Raw genomic sequence first — 24,997 nt, 5'->3', positions numbered from 1 at the left:
AAGAACCCGTTAGTTTACACCACTTACATACGTCTTGTTTCCATTTTTGTTGATGTAATACTTACCCCCACGTGGGCCTGTCATAACGGCTTCTCCATTAGGGCCCTTTTTCGAGCGGTCAACAGGGGCTTTGTAATCAGCAGGCGTGGCTTTCTCTTCCTTCATAACAGGCTTTGATGCCTTTGTTACTTTGGTCGTTTTTTCCATTGTGGCCGACTTATTCATCCTGTCATCTTTCATCCCGGCATTATCGGTCATCTTATCCGTTCTTTTGGTCACCTTATCCATTTTGGTACTAGTCGTGGTCGTTGCTGCGGCATTGGCCATGTCCTTCTTGGCCGTTTTTGCGGCACGGGCGGCCGCCATCCGGTCGTTCATCGCAGCTTTCTTTGCGGCATCGGCAGAAGCATCGGCCGTTGCTTTTACGTCGGCTTTGGTTGCTTTAACTGCGTCCTTTGCCGCTTTCGTTTCGGCTTTTGCGGCTGCTTTAGCCGAAGCATTCTCTGCTTTCAATTCTTTTTTGGCTTTGCTCGGCGACGGTTTGGTTTCCTGAGCAATACCATCAACAGCCATCAACAGGCTGATGGCGAGGCAACACATCAAAAGGGGCTTTCTCATGAAAATTGGATTGGGGTTTATGGTACGAAAATATTAGGAACTTGAGACGGAAAGATGAGCAAAAAATCACGAATTTTTTACTAAAAATAACTTAAATTCTGCTTAAATTTGATAGGCTGGTAATTAACAAAACGGCCATCAGGCACAGCCAGTTAGCGTGCACCATCCGCCATCACGCGTATCGACGCATAAATTCTTCCGAACAACCTTGATGCTTGGTACCCAATTGACCCAAACACCCGCTGACTACCTTAAACGTTATTATGGCTACGACCGCTTTCGGCCTACGCAGGAAGCCATTATCCAGTCGATTCTGAGTGGGCGCGATACGGTAGTGCTCATGCCCACAGGAGGAGGGAAATCGGTATGCTTTCAGATTCCGGCTCTCATGCTACCCGGCCTGACGGTAGTGGTATCGCCCCTGATTGCGCTGATGAAAGACCAGGTCAACGCGCTCCACATGAACGGTATCAAGGCGGCTTTCTACAACAGTACCCAAACCAGCCGCGAACAGCGTGATATTGAGGACGATTGCCTCAGCGGAAAACTTAAACTACTGTACGTTTCGCCCGAAAAACTCCTGACGACGTCCTTCATGGATTTCCTCCGGCGAACGACTATCTCGCTCTTTGCCATTGACGAAGCACACTGTATTTCCTCCTGGGGGCACGATTTCAGGCCGGAATACACGCAACTGCATATCCTGAAAGAGCAGTTTCCAGCCATTCCAACTATTGCGCTGACGGCCACCGCCGATAAACTTACCCGACATGACATTGCTACCCGGCTCGGCATGAACGACCCGGCCATCTTTCTGGATTCGTTCAACCGAAAAAACCTGAGCTTGCAGGTGCTGCCGGGCCAGAACCGGATTCAGCAGATTCTTCGGCTGCTTCAGCAAAAACCCGATACCTCGGGCATCATCTATTGCCTGAGTCGGAAATCGACCGAATCGCTGGCCGCTAAATTGCAGGAGAAAGGGTTTAGCGCGGCTTTCTACCACGCTAAAATGGATCCCACCGACCGGGCCAAAACGCAGGAAGCTTTCCTGCGCGATGATGTTCGGATTATGTGTGCGACCATTGCGTTTGGGATGGGCATCGACAAGTCCAACGTGCGGTGGGTGATTCATTACAACATGCCCAAAAACATCGAGAGTTTCTATCAGGAAATTGGGCGGGCAGGGCGTGATGGAGCAGCCGCCCAAACGGTTCTGTTTTATAGCTTCGCCGATGTGGCTACGTATAAAGAGATGCTGGCCGAAAACAGTCCGGCTAACCTCGGCCTTCAGCTGGCCAAGCTGGAACGGATGCAGCAGTACGCCGATGCGCACACCTGCCGCCGTCAGATACTGCTTTCCTATTTCTCGGAAGAGTTACCCGAACCCTGCGGCAACTGCGACGTTTGCCGGGACCCTCGTATTACGTTTGACGGTACTGTGCTGGCCCAGAAAGCCCTGTCGGCTATTATCCGTACGGGCGAGCGAGTGCCGATGAATTTATTGATTGATATCCTGCGGGGCTCGCGTAGCCAGCAGGTTATTCAGGGCGGTTACGACCAAGTAAAAACCTACGGAGCCGGGCGTGATTTACGCTTTGAAGACTGGCGAAGTTACCTGCACCAGTTGATTAATATCGGCGTCATTGAAATTGCTTACGACCAGCACTACGCCCTGCGTCGGGGTATTCTGGCCGACCAGGTGTTATTTGGCGGAAAGACCATCAGCCTAGTCCGGCCCGACGATGCTCCAAAACCAGTAGTTGAAAAAACAAAGGCTAAAACCGAGACCCAGCGCGACGATTTGTTCGAGCGGTTACGGACACTGCGCAAGCAGGTAGCCGACGAGCAGAATGTGCCCGCCTACGTTGTCTTCACCGATACAACCCTGGAAGACATGGCCCGTCAGCGGCCAACCACGCCCGATGCCCTGCGTAATGTGAGCGGGGTAGGCGAACGCAAACTTCAGCTGTTTGGCAGGAAATTTCTGGACGTCATTCTCGACTACGTGCGGGAGCGGGTCCAGTCGGGCGAGAAGCCCAAAGGCTCTACGCAGTTGATTACCCTGGACTTGTACAATACCGGGATGACTATGCAGGAGATTGCCGCCGAGCGACAACTCACTACTGGCTCCGTAGCGAGCCATTTGGTACAGCTTTCCAAAGCAGGCTACACCATTGATTTATCCACTCTCATCACCCCCGCCGAACGGCGGGAAATTGAGCAGGCCATAGGCGTGGCAGGGCTTGAAGAAGGCCGTTTAAAGCCCCTGTTCGACTATTTTGAGGGTAAATACGATTATGGTAAACTGACCCTGGTAATGGGCCTCTCACAAACATAAAATCCTATTTTACGGGTTACCGTTGGATAATTTTTAGAAATTGTTTGGTATATACCAATAAATGACCTTTATTTGTCTTATAGAGTTTGGACAAACCCGTTACGACAGTGCGGGTTTGTCTATGTTTATACCAGACAAAAAGATCGGTTATTTTGATAAAAGAAGTTAGTTTATGTCTGCTCATGGCCGCTGTTTCACCGGTTTTGGCAGCACCTGCTTTCGAAGCAGATACGAGTCGGATTATTGCCTATGAGAACCCGTTAGATACGCCCCAATTATTGGTTGTCGATTCAACGAAGCGTATATTTCCCGTTTACTTTTGCGGAGAAGAAGTACCGATCAACGAAAAACGGGTTTCGCTCCGGTGGGTGCAAACACTGCGTACGTACGGAGCTGAACAGGAGTTTTTGCTTGACCTCCGCTCACGCGCTTCGGAGTTTTTCAGAATCATCGACCCCATTCTTCGTAAACATAAAATTCCCCGCGACTTTCGTTTTATGCCTCTGGCAGAAAGTGCCCTGGATAGCCGCAGCGTTTCCTACAAAGGAGCCGCGGGCTACTGGCAAATTATGCCCGGTACCGCCCGCGATTTGGGTCTCATTGTAAACAGTGAAGTAGATGAACGCTTCGATTTGGAAAAGTCGACCGTAGCAGTTTGCCATCACTTGCACCAGTTATACGGTGAATTAGGCTCCTGGACCCTGGTAGCTGCTGCTTATAATGGCGGTATCAACCACGTTCGGCACAAAATGAAGCAACAGGGCCAGACGAATTATTTTCGACTCCGGCTGCACCGCGAAACAAGCCACTACCTGTTTCGGATTCTGGCATTTAAAGAATTGCTCACCAACCCCCGGCAGTATGCGCAGCTTTTGAGTGGCTCAACGATTGCGGAATTAACCAAGCCACTTCCCAGCTGGAACAAGCCACTGGCCCAACCCAAAAAGATTAAGGACTCACCAACAATTGAGTTGATTGACGAAGACTACGCTGCTCCCAATTGGGGACCGCGTCCTAATACAGCACTAACCAAAACGCTGTCTGATTCGGAGCAACTGATTGCCCATGCCACTGCCACCCAAAAGACCCCAAATGCCCCTGTTTCTGATTTGGAGCAACACGGTACACATCTGCCTATTCAAAAATTAATGATGGGTCTGATGATTCTTCGCTTCCGTCGGCCGCGGATACCGCCCTGGAAAAAAGGGCGGGGCATCCGGCCAGTTCACTTCTGGGATTGGCTTTAATCTCCTCACAACTAGCCAGATAGGCCTTCGTTCTTACACTCTATGCCATTCCTATTACTGGATTACTCTGGTAATAGAGCCACTATGTTCGTATACGTTTGAAAGGCTGCTTTTACCGGGTAGCCTTTTCTTTTTGTTTAGCTACCACATAATAAATAATACTAACTCCATCATGTTACCGGAGATTAAGAAAGAAGTCTAAAAATTTGAACCCATAAGCTATTTTTACTTCTTTTTTCATGCACATAATAGCCTCACTTTCACTGACGGCTGGATTAGTTGTGGCTGCGGCATCGGCACCAACCTATCTGTTGCCTGCTTTGGCAGACGGGCCACTCATACCTAAAATTGCACCAATTCCCACTGTGGGGCCAGGTCTGACCCGTTTGTTGCCGCCGGTCTATTTTTGTGGCGAATCGGTCCCCCTGCATGAAGAAGCCGTAGCACGCCGTTTGGTGACGGCATTAGTAAGAAACACGACCGAGAACCAGGCTCTGTACCTGATTAGGCGACGGGCGGCTGTGTTTTTCCCCATCATTGAGCCTATTCTGGCCCGCCATCACATACCGCTGGATTTCAAGTACCTGCCTCTGGTTGAAAGTGCGCTTAAAGGTATGGCGGTGTCGCCAAAGGGAGCCGTTGGCTACTGGCAGTTTATGCCCGCTACCGCCCGTGAACTGGGCTTGTCCATAAAGCCGGGGAATGACGAACGAAAGAATTTGATTAAATCCACCAATGCCGCCTGTCGGTATCTGCGGTGGCTTCACACGCAACTAGGCTCCTGGACCCTGGCCGCAGCAGCTTACAATAACGGTATCGGCGCACTACTCTCCAACATTCGCCGACAGCAGCAACACGACTATTATTACCTGCGCCTAAACGCCGAAACGGGCAAGTACCTGTATCGCATTCTGGCGTTTAAAGAACTTTTCTCTAACTCCGGGGCCTACCAGCATCTTATTCCCGAACAGATGATGGCGTATCTGAGCGAACCGCTTAACCCGGATGCTGAGCCTGACGAGGGAGAGGTATTACTGCCAGAAGTTGTGTTGAATGAGGCAACCCAGGTAGCGGTCAGTGCTACCGCTGGCGAGGTACTACATCCAACCCCCGACCAACCGGAGGATATTCCACTCCCCAATGCTGCGGATGTTTTTCGGGAGGGCATCAAGGCCCGGCTATGGGAAGCAGGGGATGTGCAGCGAGGAAAAATCTGGGTATTTCACCTCACCCGAAACGGTATGGCCGATGGAAGAGCGGTGGAAGAAGGTGATATTCTGTACGCCGTGGTGGAAGACATTGATCCAAAAACGGGCAAAGTATACCTGCGTGCCGATAAGTTATACTCGACCAGTGAAAAGTACACCTACAACCTGTCATTGTCGGCTATTGATGCATCTACCGGCCGCATTGGCATCAAGCTACCCGACGTGAACCAGGTGAAAGAAGGGTGGATCCTTACCTGGAAAACCTTATAACCGAACTAAACCATGAGGTCGGTTCGTTGTCCAATCGTCTGACCATCAATCTTAGTTTTGACTTTATCTCCAACAAGCACAACCGTACTAACGCTGATTCACCTGCTACTTTTTGTTTCAGCCAGTGCCCAGAGAATACCCTCCAAAAAAAACAAGCAGTTTCACCAGGCAACCTATCAGTCCCGCGTATCGACTGGCCCAAACAGGCTGCATTTCTGTGGAGAAGCTGTACCAACTGAACAGGGCGATGTTTCGGCTAAACTGGCTTTTGCCCTGGCCAGTAACGCGGGCTACGCCCGGCATATCAATAGCCTGAGAGCCCGTTCGGCTCCTCATTTTGCCGTTATTGAGCCAATCCTTCAGAAGCACAATATTCCCAACGATTTCAAATATCTCCCGCTCATCGAGAGTGACTGGCGCGCCAATGCGGTATCGTCGGCGGGGGCAGTTGGCTACTGGCAGTTTATGGATGAAACGGCGCAGGATATGGGGCTTTCCATCACCCCCAGCAACGACGAACGTACCGACCTTCGGAAATCGACTGAAGCAGCCTGTACCTACATCAAATTTTTGTACCGCAAGCTGGGTTCCTGGACGCTGGTAGCGGCTGCCTACAATGGGGGCGTTGGTATGATACAGCGGAAGATTACGAAATCAGGCCGGCGCGATTATTACACAATGGCCATGAATGCCGAAACGGGTCATTATCTCTACCGGATTCTGGCGATGAAAGAACTATTCACTAATCCATCCTACGGCATTGGTTCAGTGGGTATTATGCTGGCTTCAGCCGGGACCGCCTACGAGAAAGAACGGGAACAGGCCCGGAAAATGGGGTGGCTTCAGGAAGACGAACCTGAACCAGAGGGAATACCCGTTGAATCATTCTATGGTAGTCCCACACGTAAGGAATCCGTCGTGGTGGACAGCCTGTTGGCAGAACTGCTGAAAAGCAAACCCCGCAAACCAATGGTTTATATAGGAGATGTAGCCACTAAACTGGTTAAAGCCGGTCCCTTAAAAGTGGGCAAAAGCTGGGCATTTACGCTGACAGAAGATGTGCAGATTGGCGAAGATGCTCTAAAAATTGGTGATGTTCTATATGCTGTTGTGGACGACGTAGATGCACGGGGTAATCTGTTTCTTCGGGCTACCAAAGCAATTCCAGCCGATACCAAAAAACCTATTTCGCTTACGCTGCTTGGCATGAATCCAGTTACGGGTATGGCTGGTCTGGTACTCCCAAAAAAGGTTGAGCCAGGCTGGATTGTACAGTGGAAGCTGTAGTCAAGTTTGTTCCAGTGCTACCTTCATTTAGCCAGTGTCTTTTTGTACGTATCAATAGCACGTTGGCGGGCCATTGTATGCTCAACCATCGGTTTGGGGTAGTCACCCTTATTGACTTCCGGCACCCATTGCTCCACATACTCATTTTCAGGGTCGAACTTTTTCGCCTGCAACGTGGGGTTAAAGACCCGAAAGTAAGGGGCGGCATCAGTGCCTGACCCGGCTGCCCACTGCCAGCCGCCATTATTAGCAGACAGGTCGTAATCCCGCAGTTTTTTTCCGAAGTAAGCCTCACCCCACCGCCAGTCAATGAGCAGGTGTTTGCACAGGAAACTGGCCGTAATCATCCGAACCCGGTTGTGCATCCAGCCTATTGTATTGAGTTGGCGCATACCGGCATCTACAATGGGGTAGCCCGTTTCGCCCCGGCACCATTTATCGAATTCGTCTTCATTGTTCCGCCATTCAATCTGGTCGTATTGCCGCCGGAAAGAGTTTTTCTCTACGTGCGGGAAATGGTCAAGCACCTGAAAATAGAAGTCCCGCCAGCATAGTTCATTCAAAAATGTTTTGTTGCTGGCTTCCTTCGCCTGCCGGGACAGGTCACGAATGCTGATGGTACCAAAACGCAGGTGCATACTGAGCTCACTCGTACTTTCCGGCAAGGCCGGGAAATCACGGGTTTTGGCGTAGTTATCTAACAGTGTATCAGGAACCGTACGGGGCGGAAATGGCTCCTTCACCGGCTGAAAATCCATATCGGTCAACGTAGGAACCGGTGTCGGTTTTGTTTGCCAGAACTGGCCGAAGTATTCTTCCGTAGGGTAAGATTTCAGGTAGAACGTGTCCAGCTTGTCGTGCCACTTGCGGCTGTAAGGCGTGAAAACGGTATAAGGCGTTTTTTTGCCGGTCAGGATTTCATCCTGGTCAAAAATTGTCTGGTCTTTACCGGTCTGGAAACCAATGTTGTGTTCTTTAAGAAGATCGCCAATGGCCTTATCCCGTTCTTTGGCGTATACTTCGTAGTCGCGGTTGGCAAACACTTCCCCAATGGAATATTGCTCAATTAGTTCTTTCCAGACTTCTACCGGATGCCCATAACGTACGATGATTGTGGACTCCATTTTGGCAAGCTCGTTGTGCAGACGATTGACTTCCTGCACCAGAAACTCCACCCGCCGGTCCGTACGGTCGTCCAAATCATCCAGAATGGTACGGTCGAAAATGAAAACGGGCACTACAGGCCGCCCACTTTTGAGGGCACAATACAAAGCGGCATTGTCGTGCAGTCGCAGGTCTCGGCGAAGCCACACAAGTGACAGGGGTTCTGACTCGTTCATACAGGGACTATTTTGCCTTCAAACCCGCTGTTGACATGAAATGTTAAGCAAACCCTACGTTGCGCTTTCTCAATAAAAAAAGCGTGTACTTGACTCAACAAGTCAAATACACGCTAAAAATCAACGTAAGTGCTGTTTACACCAGTTTATGCTTCATTAAGTACTCGGCAATTTGCACGGCGTTGGTGGCCGCTCCTTTGCGGAGGTTATCGGCCACAATCCACATATTCAGCGTTTTGGGCTGGCTTTCGTCACGACGAATACGGCCGACGAAGACTTCGTCTCTACCGTGGGCCGTCAGTGGCATGGGGTAAATTTTATTAGCCGGGTCGTCCTGCACAATAACACCTTCGGCTTTGCTCAGCAAATCAACGACATCCGGTAGTTCAAACTCATTTTCAAATTCGATGTTCACGGCTTCCGAGTGACCACCGATCGTTGGAATACGGACCGTAGTAGCGGTTACCTGAATCGAATCGTCGCCCATTATCTTCTTGGTCTCATTCACCATCTTCATCTCCTCTTTCGTATAACCGTTATCGAGGAAAACGTCGATATGGGGCAGCACGTTGAGATCGATGGGGTGCGGATACACTTTCGGCGCATCCGTATTACCGGCACGTTCGGCGAAAAGCTGGTCGACAGCTGCCTTGCCCGTACCCGTCACGGATTGGTATGTCGATACCACTACACGTTTGATTTTATATTTGTCGTGCAGGGGTTTCAGGGCGACGACCATCTGAATGGTCGAGCAATTAGGGTTGGCAATAATCTTGTCTTCGGGCGTTAGTGTATTGGCATTTATTTCCGGAACAACCAGTTTTTTGGTTGGGTCCATCCGCCAGGCCGACGAGTTGTCGACCACCGTAATACCCGCTTCGGCAAACTTCGGGGCCAGTTCCAGTGAGGTGCCTCCCCCGGCCGAAAAAATCGCAATGGCTGGTTTGGCAGCAATGGCATCCTCAAAGCTTACGATTGAGTACGACTTACCCTTGAACGCAACCTGTTTACCAACCGACCGCTCGGAAGCAACAGGAATAAGTTCGGACACGGGGAAGTTTCGTTCCTCCAGCACTTTCAGGATTTCACTACCGACCAGGCCAGTAGCGCCAACAACGGCAATTTTCATGGTTTTACGAACAATTGATTAAGAAATTGCCCGCAAAATTACGCCAAAAGTTTGACGTACAGACCCATTGGTTTAAAAAAGTCAGAATTGTGCCATCAGTCCAATGCCCGAATGGCTAATGCTGGAATAAGGCATTACCTGCCAGGAAACACCCTGCTGTTTCAAGCTGCGGTTGTAATATTGTATTGAACGACGAAGGTGAAAGTCCGGGTGAAGAGCTAACGCTCCGATGGCTGCAATAGCAAAACCTACGCCCGCTGTCAGTAAGGCAGTTGTATGCGTTTTTCTTGCCTCGTTTGTGAATGCGCCAAGACTAGTTGCAGTGAGCGGACCCGTAAGTGTCTGGGAAGCACCTAATCTGGTAGTAATAATACCGCCCAGTAGCATTGTAGAGCCACCTACCACAAGCATAATTGTACGTAACCTTCGTTGGCGAACGTATTGCTGAAATTCCTGAATGGCATTTTTGTCGCCGGAAGCCTCTATGTACGGAGCCAGATCCGGGGCACGCCTGACTTCGATACCGTCGTAGATATAGCGCTGACTAAGGCCATATCCGTTTCCATGATGGAAGTATTGATAGGTCGGCTCCGATGTAGTTTCTATTGGCTTAAGCGGTTCAGTCTGTGCCCATACGCTGGCTGGCAGGATTATGAGGAAAAGGAAAAGCGTTTTCATACTCAGTCCGTTTAGTTGAATAAATATAAACAACTGACCATATAAACAAATCGAAATCGGGTAAATTTTCGCGTCTTCCCTCTACTCTCTCACTCCTGCCAGATTCAACATAAACGCGTATTCCAAAGCAATTTCCTTTAGGGCTTGAAAACGGCCCGATGCGCCCCCATGTCCTGCTTCCATATTGGTGTGCAGCAGCAACTGGGTTTCCTCGCCGGGGTTGGTATTCGTTTTCATGACGCGGAGTTTGGCTACCCACTTGGCAGGCTCCCAGTACTGTACCTGCGAATCGTGCAGGCCCGTGGTAACCAGTAGGTTCGGGTAGGCTTGCTGCTTCACATTGTCATAAGGCGAGTACGACAGCATGTAGTCATAATACTCCTTATTTTTAGGATTCCCCCACTCCTCAAATTCGCCGGTGGTAAGCGGAATCGTTTCGTCGAGCATAGTCGTTACCACGTCCACAAAGGGTACAGCTGCCACCACGCCCCGGTACAGTTGCGGGGCCTGATTGATGACTGCCCCCATCAGCAGACCACCCGCACTGCCGCCCATGGCGAAGAGTTTGTCGGCACTCGTGTACTTGTTTTTAATCAGGTATTCAGATACATCAACGAAGTCATTGAAGGTATTTTTCTTCTTCAGCATCTTCCCATCTTCATACCACCGACGGCCCATTTCCTGACCACCCCGGATGTGGGCGATGGCGAAGATAAAGCCCCGGTCGAGCAGGCTCAGGCGAGTCGAACTAAAGCCGGGGTCCATGGAGTAACCGTAGGAGCCGTACGCGTATTGCAGCAACGGAGCCGCACCATCCTTTTTAGTACCCTTCCGATACACCAGCGAAACGGGTACCTGCACGCCATCACGCGCGGTGGCGTAGACCCGTTCCGACACGTAATTGTTTTTATCGAAGCCTCCCAGCACGTCCTGCTGTTTTTTCAGCGTTTTCTCCTTCGTGTCCATATTATAATCGAAGGTAGAATTGGGCGTGGTGAGCGATGAATAGCTGTAACGCAGTACGTTCGTGTTGAAATCAGGATTGTAGGCAATACCAGCCACATAGGCCGGTTCACCAAAATTGAGGTATTCGTCGGCGTTCCTATTTTGATTGATAACGCGAATATTGGTCAGGCCCGCTTTACGTTCGCCGAGAACCAGGTGGTTGACGAACACATCCATATTAGCCAGATACACATCCGGGCGATGCGCAATTACTTCCTTCCAGGCAGTTCGGTCGGTGGTTTTACCTTCGGGCACTTCCATCAGCCGGAAGTTTTCGGCCTTCCAGTTAGTGCGGACGTAAAACTTGTTTTTATAATGAACGATGTCGTACTCATGCCCCTTTTCACGGGGCAGAAACGTCACGAACTTACCCATCGGGTTACTGGCTTCCAGCAGTTGAAACTCGGTTGATACGCCGTTATGGTCGGAGCTGATTTCGATATACTTCTTTGACTTGGATCGACTTAGACCCATGTAAAACTGGTTGTCTTTTTCTTCGTACACCAGTACATCGGCTTTGGGGTCGGTTCCCAGCACATGCCGATAGACCTGGTAACCCAGCAGTGTTTGCGGGTCTTTTTTGACGTAGAAAAGCGTTTTGTTATCCGTAGCCCAGGCAAAACTACCGGCTTCGGTATTCGGGATGATTTCGGGATAAATTTTGCCGGTTTTCAAGTTTTTCACCCGCAGGGAATACAACCGCCGACTAACGGTATCCTCCGCAAAAATGGCCAGTTCATCGTTATCCGACACTTCGTAGCCGCCAAGCTGGTAGTAGTTATGCCCTTTCGCCAGCTTGTTTCCGTCGAACATAATTTCTTCGGTACCTTGCAGCGAGCCTTTTTTACGGCAGTACAGTGGATATTCCCCCCCGGTAACGTAGCGAGTGTAATAAAAATAGCCTCCCTCCCGGTACGGAACCGACTCGTCCTGCTGCTTGATGCGCCCTTTCATTTCTTCAAACAGTTTCGCTTGCAGGTCTTTAACAGGAGCCAGCACTTGTTCGAGGTACGCGTTTTCGGCGTTCAGGTAGCTGATTACCTCGGGATTCTCGCGTTCGTTGAGGTAGTAATAATTATCGATCCGTTTGCTGCCGTTGGTGATAAGTTCCTTAGCCTTGATAGCCGCTTTTGGTGCCGATGGAGTTTGTGCCTGAGTCATGCTGTAGAGCGTGAGGGTAGTAAGTATCGTTGAACAAATCAGTTTCATGATGAAGTTCTGCTCGTTTCTTTCCGGAAAATTTCTGTAAAAGTAACCCTTATTTGCACGCGTCGGTAGTGTAGAAAATGGCAGAACTCCGCGACCTTTGTCTCCACTGCACCTTGCTGCGTACAGGAAATCATGCCCGAACTCGTCGTTGCTCACTATACCGAAAACCTGAACTGGCTGAGAAACCTGCCCGCTGGATTGGCAACCACCGTTTATACCAAAGGGCCTGACGAGCAAAGCGAGCATAAAGCAACTCCCGTACCTAATGTGGGCCGCGAAGCGCATACGTATCTGCATCACATCATTAGCCGGTACAATTCATTGGCCGAATGGACCATTTTTTGCCAAGGCAAACCCTTCGACCACGCCTACGATTTCAAAAAAAACCTGCGCGAATTTGTCGCTAATCCCGATGCCATCAGCTCAACCGGTTTCCGGTGGCTCGGCCACCTAATCGATACCGACGATAAGCAGGGGCATCGCCTTTTTCGGCCGTGGAGCAAGAATGAGGATGGCCGGGGACTTGATTTAAACGGATTTCACCTCGCCCTGTTCGGAGCGGATGGTCCTGACCAGTACACGTTTGTGCTGGGTGCTCAATTTGTTGTGAATCGCAGCATTGTTTTGCGGCAACCCGTTTCATTTTACGAACGGGCACTGGCAGTAGCTACGTCATTCCCTGACGCGGCCCATTGCTATGAGCGCAGCTGGGACCGCGTTTTTAGGGTGGCTGGCATCAACCCTGACTGGCTAGCAGGGCGCCAGACGGTGTATATGAAACCAATGAAACACCAGCAAACGGTATCGATTGGTCCTGACCAGATAAAGTGAAACGATAGCCCGTTTTATCTAACCAAACGAATTACGCGTCATTGAGCGGCTACCGTTACCTAAAAACTAATCGCTACAGACAAAAGGGAATGGTAGAGCTGCCTCAAAAAGACTGGTCAAATCGAACCCTTTTAAGAAATATGCGGTCTTACTGTCTGGTATTCAAAAACAAATACGCTTTTTCGTATCTTTAATCAATAACAACTACCATTACTTATTCATGGCCCGGAGATTCTACGTGCCCCAATTTCGGCTCGTTCTGTTCTGTATCGGTACCGCTGGTACGCTGACCGTATTGACTGGCTATTACCCCGAAAAAGACTCCTTTCAGAAGGCTTTTACCCGTATTAACAGGGAAGTAAGCGAACACAGCCGTGCGTACGAAACGCTGGTTGATGCCTCAAATCTGGTAGGCCACCGGCTAACAGGCAGTGCGAATGGAACTCGCGCCGAAACGTATGCCTTCGATCTATTGTCCTCATATGGGTACGGGGCTAAAGATGTCCGTTACCAGCCATTTGAGGTGGAAGCCTGGATGCGGGATACGGTTACATTATCAATCGTACCGGAAAAGAGTGATAATTTCCGGGATGTGCCCGTGGTAGCCCTGGCGCACTCGCCAACAGAGGCCCACATTAAGGGTGAAATCCTGGACATTGGCAACGGGCTGGAAGGCGACTTTGCCGCCCTCCGGGACAAAATAAAGGGTAAAGTAGCACTGGTAAACATCGGTTTGGCAGCTCCGGTAAAGGGTGCCCGTAATCTGCACCGCTCCGAAAAAACGGCCCTGGCTATCCAATACGGGGCGTCGGGTGTGATTATGGTCAATCTGGTGCCCGGCAATGTGTTGCTCACCGGGACGGCTTCGGTAACGGGTCAACTCATTCCAATTCCATCCGTTTGCATTTCTCTCGAAAGTGGCGAGGCTCTCCGCTCGTGGATGCAGGAAGAACATGGTCGACTACAGGCTATGATTGACATGACCAACACGAGCCGTAAAATACGCGCTCGTAATGTGATAGCAACCCTCAAAGGCTCTACCTATCCTGACGAAAAAATCATTGTTGGCGGCCACCTAGATTCCTGGGACTTAGCCACCGGAGCGATTGATAATGGTATTGGCTCCTTTGCCGTTATGGACATTGCCCGTACGTTTAAAGCCCTTAAATTGAAACCGAAGCGTACGGTTGAATTCGTTCTTTTCATGGGTGAAGAACAGGGTCTGCTAGGCTCCAAGGCACTGGTCGACAAATTAAAGAAGACCGGACAGATTGACCAGGTACGGTACATGCTAAACCTCGACATGACCAATGATCCAACGGGCCTGAATGCCTTTGGTCATTCAGCCATGTTGCCTTTTCTGACCGCCATTGGCGAAACAATGAAGGAGGTTGAACCAGCCTTTGCCAACGACATGCGCAATCAGGCGGGATTACACTCCGACCACCAACCCTTTATGCTACAGGGAGTTCCCGTAGTGGGCATGAACGGTCACCTGGATAAGGAAGTGCTCGACTGCTACCATGCCAATTGTGACCGGATAAACCTCGTCAATGCCGGACAATTAAAAAATACCGTTCGGTACTCGACCATGCTGCTCTACGCTCTTGCCAGTGCCGACGCTATTCCGGCAAAACGGCAAAACGATACCCAAACCCGCGATTACCTGGTCACGCAGGGACTACGTACGCCTTTGCAGATTGCCAACGAATGGCGATGGAAGGAGTAAGTGCCTACTATTAAAGTTTTACTTTAATAGTAGGCACCTGGAGAAAGGATGTTTTTGTTACTTTGTAATCCTATCTCATCCTACCCAAAAATGGCTAAAAATACCTTTCGGAAACCAGAGCGGGTTGTTCCAGAACGAGTCATCAAACGAAAAAGGGAACGCCGACGATTACGACTGGCTGCGTGGCTAGACGATCTTATCCCCCTCAACCGTCTTTTTGGGGAAGACAACGCCTGGCCTATTTACCACATCGACCGTATTTTGTGGGTTACCTTCCTGCTCATCCTGTACATTGGCCTGAATCACAACGCAGAACGATTGTTTCGGCGCATCCTGCGTACCAAAGCGCAGGTTAGCGAGCTTCGCTCGCAGGCTACTGTATTGCAGGCAGATTTCGATAAAAGCGGCAAACAATCCGAGATTAGCCGGCGTGTAGCCCCATTGGGGTTGTCCGATAGCCAGACTCCACCCTACAAAATTGTTGTTAAGTCCCATGAAGAACCAAACTAATAACATCAAGCAGGACATCATTCAGCGGGCCGACCATATATTCTATCTGGTTATTGTTCTTGCTGTCAGCGTGATGGTTCGGCTCGTTTACCTGCAATATTTCCATAAGGACGTAAAAGGTAAGTTCTGGCGGGAGCGCGTTGCAGCTACCCTTATTCAGCGGGACACGATTCGGGCTATGCGGGGAAATATTTACGCCAACGACGGACGACTGCTGGCTACGTCGCTACCTACTTACGTTGTGGGCATTGACCCCACCGTGGCCAAACCGGCTTACTTCGCGGATAAAGTAGATTCCCTCGCCCAAACACTCGCCCGGATCTACCGGGATCGTTCTGCCCGCGATTATGCCGGTGTTATCAGGGATGCGCGTAAACACAAACGACGCTACGTTTTGCTAAACCACCGGCGAATCACGTTCCAGGAGCGAACTATTTTGCTCAAAGCCCCCTTTTTTCGATCAACATCGAAAGTAAATGCCCGGGGTGGCGTACTACGGGCGTATTATGAGCGCTATCACCCCTTCAATCGCATGGCCGAACGTACCATTGGCAACCTCGATGCCAAAACAGGACGTGGTCTAATTGGCCTAGAAGCCTCTTTCCAGCCCGAGCTGGCTGGTAGAAATGCCGTTGGTCTGGTAGAAGTTCTGGCGGGGGGTGTTCGCAAACCCGTTAATGATGGCCCCGATATGAAGCCCGAACCGGGCATGGACCTATACACCACCATTGATGTCAACTACCAGGATATAGCCGAATCGGCCCTGCACGAAACGCTGGAGAAGTACAAGGCGGCTAAAGGCTCCGTTATCGTGATGGAAGTAGCAACCGGCGAAATCAGGGCAATGGCTAACCTCACCCGTACCAAGGCTGGAAACTACGTAGAGAATTTCAATCATGCCCTGGCTGGTAGCAATGACCCTGGCTCGACCTTCAAACTGGCTACAATGATGGCCCTGATGGAAGAGAAGGCCATTTCTTTAAATCAGATGGTACAGACAGGCACCCACGCGGTTCGGTACAATAGCATCTGGATAACCGATTCCAATGGGGGCGGCTCAGGCCCGCTTACCGCTCGTGAGGTCTTTGAGAAATCGTCGAACATAGGCACCCACCTGCTTATGCGCAGCTATTTCTACCAGCGGCCTGCATTATATTGCCAGTACCTGAGCCAGTTTCATCTAACGCAGCCAACCGGTATTCGTATGAAAGGCGAAGCGATGCCCGTTGTTCGTAACCCCGACATGAAAGGCTGGAGCCGGGCCTCCATTACGTCTATGTCGTATGGCTACGAAATGCAGTTGACGCCCTTACAGATGCTCACATTTTATAACGCGGTAGCGAATAACGGCTACTGGGTTCGTCCGTTGCTGGTGAAGCAGATCAAGCTGGCCGATGAACTGGTTGAAGAAAACAAGCCCTACGTATCCTCCTCACCCTTCTGCTCGAAAGAAACCATTCGGAAAGCCCACGAACTGCTAAGGGGTGTGGTAGCGCACGGAACAGCCAAACATATCGACAACCCTTATTACGAAATTGCCGGAAAAACGGGAACAGCCCAGAAAATAATTGGCGGGCTTTACCAGCGTGGTCGGTATTACACCTCATTCATTGGGTATTTCCCGGCCGACAAGCCAAAGTACAGCATGATTGTCGTTGTGGATAATCCGCATCAGGGAGAAAACGGCGGTAGTCTGTATGCCGGTGCGGTGTCCGCCCCCGTGTTCAAGGCGGTAGCCGACCGAATCGTGGCGTATGATATTCGGATGCACGCCCCGATGAAAGCCAGCAACGCGCAGCCGCAATCCACAACAAGCATGGTGGCGGGCTATGCCGATGATCTGCATACGATTAGCGATGCCTTACATATCAAAAGCGAACCCGCTGTTGAGGGATGGGTTGAAACCACACCCAGCGGACGCTGGAAATCACGCCCGACCCGCCCTGACCAGGTTCCCGATGTGCGGGGTCTTAGCCTGCGCGACGCGCTGTTTCTGCTCGAAAACCGTGGCTTTCGGGTACAGGTAGAAGGCAAGGGTAAGGTAAAACAGCAATCCGTAGATCCGGGAATCGAAATTGCTAAAACGATAGGAAAGCTGATTACATTACGGTTGGGGTAAACAGGAGCCGTAAAATTAGGTAGTCCGCTTTTCTACCTGTTTTTTTGCAGATGACAACCGAACGGGTGGTTTGTCCAAACTGTATGCTGCTAAAAAATCTTCTCTATAAAATTCCGCTGCTGGCTACTTCCGGTAATATGGATGCCGAGGTAACCAGCATGATAATGGACTCGCGCCGGGTTAGCCCCGGTTGTTTGTTCATTGCTCTGCGTGGCACGGTTACGGATGGTCACGCCTTCATTGATACGGCGGTGAGCCAGGGCGCATCGGCCATTCTCTGCGAAGAACTACCGGCCAGTCTATCACCCGACGTAGCGTATGTACGGGTGCAGAACGCGGCCCGAACCATGGGATTGCTGGCTGCCAGTTTCTACGAACATCCATCAAGCAAACTCAAACTGGTTGGTATAACGGGTACCAATGGCAAAACGTCTGTTGCCACATTGCTCTTTCGTTTGTTTCGGGCACTGGGCTACCGATGCGGCCTATTATCGACGGTCCAGAACCAGATTGATGAGAAAATTCTCCCCGCCACGCACACCACACCCGACGCCATTACCATCAATCAACTGTTAACCCAAATGCTGGCGCATGGGTGTACGCACGTATTTATGGAAGTCAGTTCACACGCCATGGTGCAGGAACGGGTGGCGGGATTGACATTTACCGGTGGTATTTTCACGAACATTACCCACGACCACCTTGATTTTCACGGTACCTTCGATAATTACATCCGGGCAAAAAAGAGCTTCTTCGATCAACTCCCCGCCACTGCTTTCGCGCTAACTAACGTAGACGATAAGCGGGGGCTGGTGATGCTTCAAAACACAAACGCCCGCAAGGAAACCTACTCCCTCCAGACGCTGGCCAGTTTCAAAGGAAAAGTACTGGCTGATAGTTTATTTGGCTTACAGATGCTGGTGGATGACCGGGAAGTGTGGTTTAAATTGATTGGTCGTTTCAATGCCTATAATCTACTGAGTGTATACGGAGCCTCTGTTTTGCTTGGCGAAGACCCAACCGATGTATTAACGCTGCTTTCGGGTATCACTCCCCCACAGGGCCGCTTTGAGCAGATTGTATCATCCGACAAAATTGTGGGCATTGTCGATTACGCCCATACACCCGACGCGCTGCAGAATGTATTAGAAACCATCAATGACTTACGGCAGGATAATGACCAGGGACGTCTGCCGCAAATTATCACCATTGTAGGGTGTGGCGGGAATCGTGATGCGGCCAAACGGCCTATTATGGCTGAAATCGCCTGCCGCTTCAGTAACCGGGTTATTCTAACTTCCGACAATCCGCGCAATGAAGACCCAATGGCCATTCTGGAACAGATGCAGGCTGGCGTTCCACCCGTCGACGTCAAAAAGACAGTAACCATCGAAGATCGGCACGAAGCTATCCGGCAGGCCGTTTCACTGGCCCATCCGCACGACATTATTCTGGTGGCGGGTAAAGGGCATGAAACGTATCAGGAAATAAGCGGGGTCAAGTACGACTTTGATGACCGGCTTGTACTACGGGAGTCTTTTGAAGAACGCGGAAATCAATAACTTTGAAAATCAATTGCGAATAATAAGATGACAGAATGAGTGACTGTTCTTTTACCATTCACTCATTCTGTCATCTTATTACTCACTCATTCATACCCTATGCTCTACTACCTTTTCCAGTTTCTCGACGAACAATATAACTTTCCCGGAGCCGGGGTTTTCCAATACATATCGTTTCGGGCTCTGGGTGCCGTCATCACGTCGTTGCTGGTAGCGGCCCTATTTGGCCGGCGAATCATTGATAAACTCCGTAACCTGCAAATTGGCGAGTCCATCCGCGACCTGGGGCTGGAAGGGCAGATGCAGAAGCGCGGTACGCCCACTATGGGTGGTTTTATTATTCTGGCTTCGCTACTGATTCCGGCCTTACTCTTCGCGAAACTATCTAACGTGTATGTTATTCTCGCCATCGTATCAACCGTCTGGACGGGTATGATTGGCTTCCTGGACGACTACATCAAGGTTTTCAAGAAAAACAAAGAGGGCTTGCAAGGGAAGTTTAAAGTAGTTGGGCAAGTTGGATTGGGGCTTATAGTAGGTCTTACCCTATATTTCAACGAGTCCGTAAAAATCCGTAAATACGCCCCCCGTATGTTTAGCACATCGACGGTTCCCGATGTGTACCAGGATATGAAATCCACGCTAACAACGGTGCCGTTCATGAAAAATAACGAGTTCGATTATAGCTCGCTGCTGTTCGGATTCCTGCCGGAAAATTACACATGGATTGTGTACGTAGGCATTTGCATTTTCATCATCACGGCAGTTTCCAACGGCGCGAACATTACCGATGGCATTGACGGGTTGGCGGCTGGCACATCCGTTATTATTGGGTTAACCATTGGTGTACTGGCCTATCTGTCTGGGAACAAGGTTTTCTCGCAGTACCTCAATATTATGTACATACCAAATGCGGGTGAACTGGTAATTTTTTGTGCGGCCTTTGTTGGGGCCTGTGTCGGCTTTTTATGGTACAATTCATATCCGGCTCAGGTATTCATGGGCGATACGGGGAGTCTGATGCTGGGCGGTGTTATTGCCGTGTTGTTCTTGGCAATTCGGAAGGAGCTGATGATCCCCGTTATCTGCGGCATTTTTCTGGCCGAACTGGTATCCGTAATCACGCAGGTAAGTTATTTTAAGTACACAAAACGAAAATACGGAGAGGGCAGGCGAATCTTCCTCATGTCACCCCTACACCATCATTTCCAGAAACTGGGTTACCACGAAGCCAAAATCGTGACCCGACTATGGATTGTTGGTATCATTCTGGCCGTCCTGGCCCTGGCTACGTTAAAACTACGGTAGTTTTTCACGCTGAACCGACAATCGAGTATTTGTTATATTCGACTGTCGGTTCAGCGTAACGTGCAGGTTAGGCCAGTTCTTCTTCTACGGCCGTTTTTGCCTTTTTGTAGGTATCCTTCACCGCATCACTAGCCGTTTCAAGCGTTTTTTTCGCTGATTTTCCGGCCGCTTTCGCTTTGTGTCGGTAACGGGCGCGGTCATAGGCACTGATCGACTTCAGATTAAGGCTCCCTCCCTTTTTTGAGAATAGCCAAAGACCGCCAAGTACAAGGGCACCCGTCAGCACCGCAATCGTTATGACATTCTTCTGATCTTCTTCCGCCTGATCTTTGGGTGTCATGTCCCTGCGTACATTGGCAGCCAGCAACGGGTCAGGCAGGATGTGGGCAACGGCAACACGGGCTTTGTTCATCCAACCCGCTACTACGTGATCTTTGCCCTGCATAAGAGCCTCATAGCCTTCTTTGGCCACATCGGCCGGGCTGGCTGTTTTTTGCGGGTCGGCTCCTTTTATATTCTCTGCACCGGCGACTTTGAAGAAATTAGTGTTGGTTGCGCCGGGCATCAGCACCGTAATAGTTACGTTCGTGTGTTTAACCTCATTCCGAATCGCTTCTGAAAATGACTTGATAAACGCTTTTGTCGCCCCATACACGGCCATTAACGGATTGGGGATGACCGATACTTCAGACCCAAGCATCAGAATTTTACCCTCGTTGCGACTCACCATGTCGTTCAGGTATAACTTGGTGAGATGAACCAGTGCTGTAGCGTTAACCTGAATAACGCTTAACTCCTTTTGTAAATCCGTTTCGGTAGCAAACTGCCCGTACTCGCCAAAACCAGCATCGTTTACCAGCACATCAACCTGAATACTCTTTTGCTGTGTTTCGGCATAGATTTCCTCCGGGGCACTGGTATTCGCCAGATCTTTAGTCAGAATGGTTGTCTGGGTACCATACTGATTATGAAAGTTGGACGCTAGTTGCTCCAGACTCTCCTGGTTACGCCCCACCAACACCAGATTGTAACCGTCTTTGGCAAAAAGCCGGGTTAATTCCTGCCCGATGCCGCTGCTTGCCCCGGTAATGAGCGCAGTTTTTCCATTTTTATGTTCTTCCATTGTTGAGTTATTATTTTTTGTTCTACGCAATTAACTGCCCGTTATGGCGCCCAAAACCATGTTCCTACTTTAATCAGGGTTTCAAAATCACTTTAGTACAATCGTCTTTCTTCTTCTTGAATATCTCATAGCCCCGGCTAATGTCGGCTAACGGCAGTATGTGCGACACAATATCATCGAGTACAACCTTGCCCTGCACCACCAAATCGAGCAGATGGTCAATATTTTTATGAACCTGCGACTGCCCCATGCGCATGGTAACGCCTTTATCGAACAGACGCCCGATTGGAAAATTGTCAGATGGGGCTCCGTATACACCAACTACCGATACAATTCCTCCGCGCCGAACGGCCTGAAAACACAGTTCCAACACCTTGGTTGTCCCTTTTTCCAGGTTGATAACAGCTTTTGCCTTGTCCAGTATCGACCGTTCGGCTTCCATACCAACGGCATCAACACATAAATCAGCGCCACGGCCGTGAGTCATGTTGCGGATTGCTTCCACAACGTCAACATCGTGTGGATTTATCGTTTCCACGTTGTTTACCCGCCGGGCCCGCTCGAGTCGATAGGGCAGCGGATCAATGGCAATTACCCGTCCGGCTCCCTGTAGCCAGGCTGATTTCTGCGCCATCAGCCCCACAGGTCCAGAGCCAAAAATGGCTACTGTTTCCCCGCCCCGCAGCTCTCCCCATTCAATAGCACTCCAGCCGGTCGGGAAGATATCGGTCAGAAAAAGTACCTGCTCGTCCTTCAGAGTCTCGGGAACGTGACGCAAGCTATAATCGGCATAGGGCACCCGGACGTACTCCGCCTGTCCTCCGTTGTAACCACCATACAGGTCTGAATAACCAAACAGGCCACCGCCCTTTTCTGTCAGCAAGCCACCATCGGGACCGTAGTGTTCTGGATTCGAATTTTCGCAGTGCATCTGAAGATTATGCTCGCAGAAAAAGCAGTGCCCGCAGGCAATGGTAAACGGTACTACTACCCGATCTCCTTTCTTTAAATTGGTTACCTCCGATCCGACATCTTCCACAATACCCATAAACTCGTGGCCCAGCACCTCATTCTGAAACTGGGGCAGGAACCCATCGTAGATATGCAGATCGGAGCCGCAGATGGCCGTTGAGGTAACGCGCAGAATAACATCCCTTGACTGTTCGATTGTTGGATCATCCGTCGCTTCGTAACGAATATCACCTACTTTGTGAAAAACGGCTGCTTTCATAAATACGTTGAGTTGGTTTTTTAAAATCAGCCAACAGGCTGAATTAAGAGACTAACTATCCGGTTTGGCATTGGTTTTAAAAACCTACTTGTAATACAGACTTTGTTATTGAGTGGAATTATTTGATTAGCCAGCTCTTACCTACCTAATGGGTTGAGCGTTCAGTAGTTATATTCCTGCTCCACCCTTGCTTTTAAGGGTCATAAGGCCTATATTTGCACTCCCGTTTCGAAACGGGCCTATCTTTTTGATAGGTAATCTATTGAAAACAAACCAATTAGTCTCCATAAAGTGAATACGCTCAGTTACAAAACCATCTCGGCCAACAAAGAAACGGCGCAGAAGGAATGGATTGTGGTTGACGCTCAGGGTGAAGTGCTCGGTCGGCTGGCCAGCCAAATTGCTCACCTGATCCGCGGCAAACACAAGACCAACTTCACCCCGCATGTTGATTGCGGAGACAACGTGATTGTCATCAACGCCGACAAGGTGCGCCTTACGGGTGCCAAGATGACCGACAAAGTTTACGTTCGCCACACGGGTTATCCCGGCGGCCAACGGTTCGCATCGCCCCGGTTGCTGCTCGAGAAACATCCCGAGCGCATCATCGAACATGCAGTGAAAGGTATGTTGCCGAAAAATCGGCTTGGTCGGCGTTTATACACCAACCTGTACGTATATGCCGGTAATCAACACCCGCACGAGGCACAGCAACCCACCGCAGTTAAATTCAACATATAATGGATCGTATTAATACCATTGGCCGCCGTAAAACTGCCATCTCCCGCATTTATATGTCGGCGGGCAGCGGAGCCATCTCGGTAAACGGAAAAGATTACAAACAGTATTTTCCAACCGAAGTCCTGCAAATCATTCTTAACCAACCCTTTGCTACGGTAAACGGCGTGGGTGGATACGACGTAAAAGTCAACGTTCGTGGTGGTGGTGTAGCCGGTCAGGCAGAAGCTACCCGTATGGCCATTGCCCGCGCGCTGGTCGAAATGAACGCTGAGTTTCGTCCGGCCCTCAAGAAAGAGGGATTCCTGACACGGGATTCGCGTATGGTAGAACGGAAAAAGCCAGGTCGGAAAAAAGCCCGTCGCCGGTTCCAGTTCTCCAAACGTTAATACCAGTCCCCCAGTTTTTCAGGTAGTGAGTCTGTCAGTCTATATTATTTTATATGACTAACTGGCTAACGAATCAACTGGCACCTGATTTAGTCCAGACTGCGCTTAGATGATGCCGATGCGTGGTGCTGCGTACTTTATTATTACTCATTTTTTATTCGCGCCGGCGTTCCGGTTCATTTTTAGAAATGGCACAAATCGAATATAAAGAACTATTAGACGCTGGTGTGCATTTTGGCCACCTTACGCGCAAGTGGGATCCCCGGATGGCTCCGTATATTTTTATGGAGAAAAACGGCATCCATATTATTGACCTCAACAAAACGGTAGCTGCGCTCGACGAAGCCTGTAATGCCCTGAAAGGTATTGTTCGTTCGGGACGTAAGATCATGTTTGTTGCCACCAAAAAACAGGCACAGGAAATTGTTTCGGAAGAAGCTCGTCGCCTGAAAATGCCGTACGTCACAGACCGTTGGCAAGGTGGTATGTTAACGAACTTCGCTACCATCCGGAAGTCGCTGAAAAAAATGCAAACGCTGGAAAAAATGCTGAAAGACGAGGAGACCGTCAAGAGCATTGCCAAGCGGGAGCGTTTGACCCGTAGCCGCGACAAAGAGAAACTGGAGCGTGTGTTGGGCGGTATTGCCGATCTGACCCGTTTGCCAGCCGCTTTGTTCATAGTTGACGTAAAGCGTGAACACATTGCCGTATCTGAAGCGCACCGGCTGGGTATTCCTGTATTTGCTATGTGCGATACAAACTCGAATCCAGAAGATGTTGAGTTTGCTATTCCGGCTAACGATGACGCTTACAAATCTATTTCACTGATTACGCTTGCCATTGGGAAGGCCATCGAAGAAGGTCTGATGGAGCGGAAGCAGGATAAAGATGATCAGCGGATTCAGGAAGAAGAGGAAGCAAAGCGCAAGCAGGACATGGCCCAGGCTAGTGCCGAAGGCGAGACCCAGCCTGAGGCAGCTCCCGCTCCCACTGCGGTAGTGGAAGATGAGCAGGAAGGATAATTAGTTTACGGTTTATAGTTCACAGTTTTTGGTTGGCTGGTTAGTACACTGGATGGTAGCTAACCGAAAATGATAAAGCGTATACCGTAAACAAAAAATAGCCCGT

General features: G+C 50.0%; 20 protein-coding genes. 13 read left to right on the top strand and 7 right to left on the bottom strand.

The window, feature by feature from the left end:
- Positions 1-9: 9 nt before the first annotated feature.
- Entirely contained in the window at positions 10-618 is a 609-nt protein-coding gene (locus tag B156_RS0102110; protein ID WP_026260539.1) for a hypothetical protein, read from the bottom strand.
- 211 nt (positions 619-829) lie between these two features.
- Here B156_RS0102110 and recQ point away from each other — a divergent pair, with 211 nt between their 5' ends.
- The 4 genes from recQ to B156_RS0102090 all read left to right on the top strand — a co-directional run bounded on the left by recQ (position 830) and on the right by B156_RS0102090 (position 6,968).
- Complete coding sequence (recQ, locus tag B156_RS0102105; protein WP_018617957.1) at positions 830-2,956, top strand: DNA helicase RecQ; 2,127 nt, start codon at positions 830-832, stop codon at positions 2,954-2,956.
- 182 nt (positions 2,957-3,138) lie between these two features.
- Positions 3,139-4,203 (top strand): lytic transglycosylase domain-containing protein, encoded by a 1,065-nt coding sequence (locus tag B156_RS0102100; RefSeq protein WP_018617956.1) that lies wholly within the window; start codon positions 3,139-3,141, stop codon positions 4,201-4,203.
- Positions 4,204-4,442: 239 nt separating this feature from the next.
- Positions 4,443-5,681 carry a lytic transglycosylase domain-containing protein gene (locus B156_RS0102095; RefSeq protein ID WP_018617955.1) on the top strand — a complete coding sequence of 413 codons (1,239 nt, stop codon included), beginning with the start codon at positions 4,443-4,445 and terminating at the stop codon, positions 5,679-5,681.
- 57 nt (positions 5,682-5,738) lie between these two features.
- Positions 5,739-6,968, top strand: a complete 1,230-nt coding sequence (locus B156_RS0102090; protein ID WP_018617954.1) for a lytic transglycosylase domain-containing protein — start codon at positions 5,739-5,741, stop codon at positions 6,966-6,968.
- Positions 6,969-6,991: 23 nt separating this feature from the next.
- Here B156_RS0102090 and B156_RS0102085 read toward each other — a convergent pair whose 3' ends face one another.
- From B156_RS0102085 to B156_RS0102070, 4 genes are all read right to left on the bottom strand, one after another.
- Complete coding sequence (locus B156_RS0102085; RefSeq protein ID WP_018617953.1) at positions 6,992-8,308, bottom strand: cryptochrome/photolyase family protein; 1,317 nt, start codon at positions 8,306-8,308, stop codon at positions 6,992-6,994.
- Between the two features lie 136 nt (positions 8,309-8,444).
- Positions 8,445-9,437, bottom strand: coding sequence for an aspartate-semialdehyde dehydrogenase (locus tag B156_RS0102080; RefSeq protein ID WP_018617952.1), 993 nt, complete (start codon positions 9,435-9,437; stop codon positions 8,445-8,447).
- 81 nt (positions 9,438-9,518) lie between these two features.
- Entirely contained in the window at positions 9,519-10,115 is a 597-nt protein-coding gene (locus tag B156_RS0102075; RefSeq protein ID WP_018617951.1) for a hypothetical protein, read from the bottom strand.
- Between the two features lie 81 nt (positions 10,116-10,196).
- A complete protein-coding gene (locus B156_RS0102070; RefSeq protein ID WP_018617950.1) occupies positions 10,197-12,329 on the bottom strand; it encodes a S9 family peptidase in 2,133 nt (710 codons plus the stop codon).
- A 132-nt stretch (positions 12,330-12,461) separates the two neighbouring features.
- Here B156_RS0102070 and B156_RS0102065 point away from each other — a divergent pair, with 132 nt between their 5' ends.
- The 6 genes from B156_RS0102065 (at position 12,462) to mraY (ending at position 20,388) form a co-directional block, all read left to right on the top strand.
- On the top strand, positions 12,462-13,160 hold the full coding sequence (locus B156_RS0102065) for a DUF3431 domain-containing protein (RefSeq protein WP_018617949.1): 699 nt from the start codon (positions 12,462-12,464) through the stop codon (positions 13,158-13,160).
- A gap of 220 nt (positions 13,161-13,380) precedes the next feature.
- On the top strand, positions 13,381-14,889 hold the full coding sequence (locus B156_RS0102060) for a M20/M25/M40 family metallo-hydrolase (RefSeq protein WP_018617948.1): 1,509 nt from the start codon (positions 13,381-13,383) through the stop codon (positions 14,887-14,889).
- A gap of 90 nt (positions 14,890-14,979) precedes the next feature.
- Positions 14,980-15,399, top strand: a complete 420-nt coding sequence (locus B156_RS0102055) for an FtsL-like putative cell division protein (protein WP_018617947.1) — start codon at positions 14,980-14,982, stop codon at positions 15,397-15,399.
- Entirely contained in the window at positions 15,383-17,518 is a 2,136-nt protein-coding gene (locus B156_RS0102050) for a penicillin-binding protein (RefSeq protein ID WP_018617946.1), read from the top strand. The genes B156_RS0102055 and B156_RS0102050 overlap by 17 nt, the downstream gene beginning before the upstream one ends.
- An 83-nt stretch (positions 17,519-17,601) precedes the next feature.
- Positions 17,602-19,080: a UDP-N-acetylmuramoyl-L-alanyl-D-glutamate--2,6-diaminopimelate ligase gene (locus B156_RS0102045; RefSeq protein ID WP_018617945.1), complete on the top strand. Its 1,479-nt coding sequence runs from the start codon at positions 17,602-17,604 to the stop codon at positions 19,078-19,080.
- A 99-nt stretch (positions 19,081-19,179) separates the two neighbouring features.
- Positions 19,180-20,388 (top strand): phospho-N-acetylmuramoyl-pentapeptide-transferase, encoded by a 1,209-nt coding sequence (mraY, locus tag B156_RS0102040; protein ID WP_018617944.1) that lies wholly within the window; start codon positions 19,180-19,182, stop codon positions 20,386-20,388.
- Positions 20,389-20,455: 67 nt separating this feature from the next.
- Here mraY and B156_RS0102035 read toward each other — a convergent pair whose 3' ends face one another.
- Positions 20,456-21,511, bottom strand: a complete 1,056-nt coding sequence (locus B156_RS0102035) for an SDR family NAD(P)-dependent oxidoreductase (protein WP_018617943.1) — start codon at positions 21,509-21,511, stop codon at positions 20,456-20,458.
- Between the two features lie 73 nt (positions 21,512-21,584).
- Positions 21,585-22,742: a zinc-dependent alcohol dehydrogenase gene (locus tag B156_RS0102030; RefSeq protein ID WP_018617942.1), complete on the bottom strand. Its 1,158-nt coding sequence runs from the start codon at positions 22,740-22,742 to the stop codon at positions 21,585-21,587.
- Between the two features lie 291 nt (positions 22,743-23,033).
- On the opposite strand from B156_RS0102030, the gene rplM reads away from it, so the two are divergent.
- From rplM to rpsB, 3 genes are all read left to right on the top strand, one after another.
- On the top strand, positions 23,034-23,483 hold the full coding sequence (gene rplM / locus B156_RS0102025) for a 50S ribosomal protein L13 (protein ID WP_018617941.1): 450 nt from the start codon (positions 23,034-23,036) through the stop codon (positions 23,481-23,483).
- Positions 23,483-23,869 (top strand): 30S ribosomal protein S9, encoded by a 387-nt coding sequence (gene rpsI / locus B156_RS0102020; RefSeq protein ID WP_018617940.1) that lies wholly within the window; start codon positions 23,483-23,485, stop codon positions 23,867-23,869. The genes rplM and rpsI overlap by 1 nt, the downstream gene beginning before the upstream one ends.
- A gap of 188 nt (positions 23,870-24,057) precedes the next feature.
- Positions 24,058-24,891 (top strand): 30S ribosomal protein S2, encoded by an 834-nt coding sequence (gene rpsB, locus B156_RS0102015; RefSeq protein ID WP_018617939.1) that lies wholly within the window; start codon positions 24,058-24,060, stop codon positions 24,889-24,891.
- Positions 24,892-24,997: the final 106 nt, after the last annotated feature.

The organism is Spirosoma luteum DSM 19990 (assembly GCF_000374065.1).
In the GTDB taxonomy this organism is placed as follows: Bacteria; Bacteroidota; Bacteroidia; order Cytophagales; family Spirosomataceae; genus Spirosoma; species Spirosoma luteum.
The sequence above is the reverse complement of the archived record's forward strand: the minus strand, read 5'-3'. Positions and strand labels throughout refer to the sequence as shown.

Excerpts from the sequence above, each read along its gene's own strand:
- B156_RS0102110 (WP_026260539.1), bottom strand. The coding sequence starts at position 618 with ATGAGAAAGCCCCTTTTGATGTGTTGCCTCGCCATCAGCCTGTTGATG.
- recQ (WP_018617957.1), top strand. The coding sequence starts at position 830 with ATGCTTGGTACCCAATTGACCCAAACACCCGCTGACTACCTTAAACGT.
- B156_RS0102100 (WP_018617956.1), top strand. The coding sequence starts at position 3,139 with ATGGCCGCTGTTTCACCGGTTTTGGCAGCACCTGCTTTCGAAGCAGAT.
- B156_RS0102095 (WP_018617955.1), top strand. The coding sequence starts at position 4,443 with ATGCACATAATAGCCTCACTTTCACTGACGGCTGGATTAGTTGTGGCT.
- B156_RS0102085 (WP_018617953.1), bottom strand. The coding sequence starts at position 8,308 with ATGAACGAGTCAGAACCCCTGTCACTTGTGTGGCTTCGCCGAGACCTG.
- B156_RS0102080 (WP_018617952.1), bottom strand. The coding sequence starts at position 9,437 with ATGAAAATTGCCGTTGTTGGCGCTACTGGCCTGGTCGGTAGTGAAATC.
- B156_RS0102075 (WP_018617951.1), bottom strand. The coding sequence starts at position 10,115 with ATGAAAACGCTTTTCCTTTTCCTCATAATCCTGCCAGCCAGCGTATGG.
- B156_RS0102070 (WP_018617950.1), bottom strand. The coding sequence starts at position 12,329 with ATGAAACTGATTTGTTCAACGATACTTACTACCCTCACGCTCTACAGC.
- B156_RS0102065 (WP_018617949.1), top strand. The coding sequence starts at position 12,462 with ATGCCCGAACTCGTCGTTGCTCACTATACCGAAAACCTGAACTGGCTG.
- B156_RS0102060 (WP_018617948.1), top strand. The coding sequence starts at position 13,381 with ATGGCCCGGAGATTCTACGTGCCCCAATTTCGGCTCGTTCTGTTCTGT.
- B156_RS0102055 (WP_018617947.1), top strand. The coding sequence starts at position 14,980 with ATGGCTAAAAATACCTTTCGGAAACCAGAGCGGGTTGTTCCAGAACGA.
- B156_RS0102050 (WP_018617946.1), top strand. The coding sequence starts at position 15,383 with ATGAAGAACCAAACTAATAACATCAAGCAGGACATCATTCAGCGGGCC.
- B156_RS0102045 (WP_018617945.1), top strand. The coding sequence starts at position 17,602 with ATGCTGCTAAAAAATCTTCTCTATAAAATTCCGCTGCTGGCTACTTCC.
- mraY (WP_018617944.1), top strand. The coding sequence starts at position 19,180 with ATGCTCTACTACCTTTTCCAGTTTCTCGACGAACAATATAACTTTCCC.
- B156_RS0102035 (WP_018617943.1), bottom strand. The coding sequence starts at position 21,511 with ATGGAAGAACATAAAAATGGAAAAACTGCGCTCATTACCGGGGCAAGC.
- B156_RS0102030 (WP_018617942.1), bottom strand. The coding sequence starts at position 22,742 with ATGAAAGCAGCCGTTTTTCACAAAGTAGGTGATATTCGTTACGAAGCG.
- rpsI (WP_018617940.1), top strand. The coding sequence starts at position 23,483 with ATGGATCGTATTAATACCATTGGCCGCCGTAAAACTGCCATCTCCCGC.
- rpsB (WP_018617939.1), top strand. The coding sequence starts at position 24,058 with ATGGCACAAATCGAATATAAAGAACTATTAGACGCTGGTGTGCATTTT.